Here is a 475-nt window from a genome sequence, read left to right as displayed (position 1 = left end):
TAAGTAGGTAATGAAACATTTCCTGATGCATCAATTGCATACACATTCACATCTTCTCCACCATCAAGAATCCATCCATTCGGAAGAGCTATAACGTAAATACCTTGATCATTTGCTACAGCTGTTAATTCATTTCCACCTGCAATTGTTAATTTAATCTTGGCATTTGGTTCAGCTAGACCACTAATTTGTGCGCTTTCACTTGTAATAGGTAGCACTTTTGGAGGATTTGGTGGTGTGACATCTCTTACTTCGACTGTCGATACATTTGACTTGTTACTTGATGTATCTGTGGATGTCACCTTAATACTTTCTCCACCTTGGAATTTGTTATTAGCTGGAAGATCTACTGTGTAGTTTCCTTGATCGTCAGCTATTGCCGTTAACTCTGTGCCATCTGGTAATTCTACCTTAACCGTTGAACCCGGTTCACTTGTGCCTGTTATTTGCGTACTTTCACTTGTAACTTCACTCA

1 protein-coding gene is annotated in these 475 nt (G+C 39.2%); it reads right to left on the bottom strand.

Annotation, left to right across the window (positions count from 1 at the left end; genetic code table 11):
• Nucleotides 1-475 (bottom strand): Ig-like domain-containing protein (locus ACF91D_RS31835; RefSeq protein ID WP_392438711.1); only part of this gene is annotated, 475 nt, incomplete at both ends.

The organism is Staphylococcus sp. 231237_7MaSpsaltlick (genome assembly GCF_043107035.1).
The sequence above is the reverse complement of the archived record's forward strand: the minus strand, read 5'-3'. Positions and strand labels throughout refer to the sequence as shown.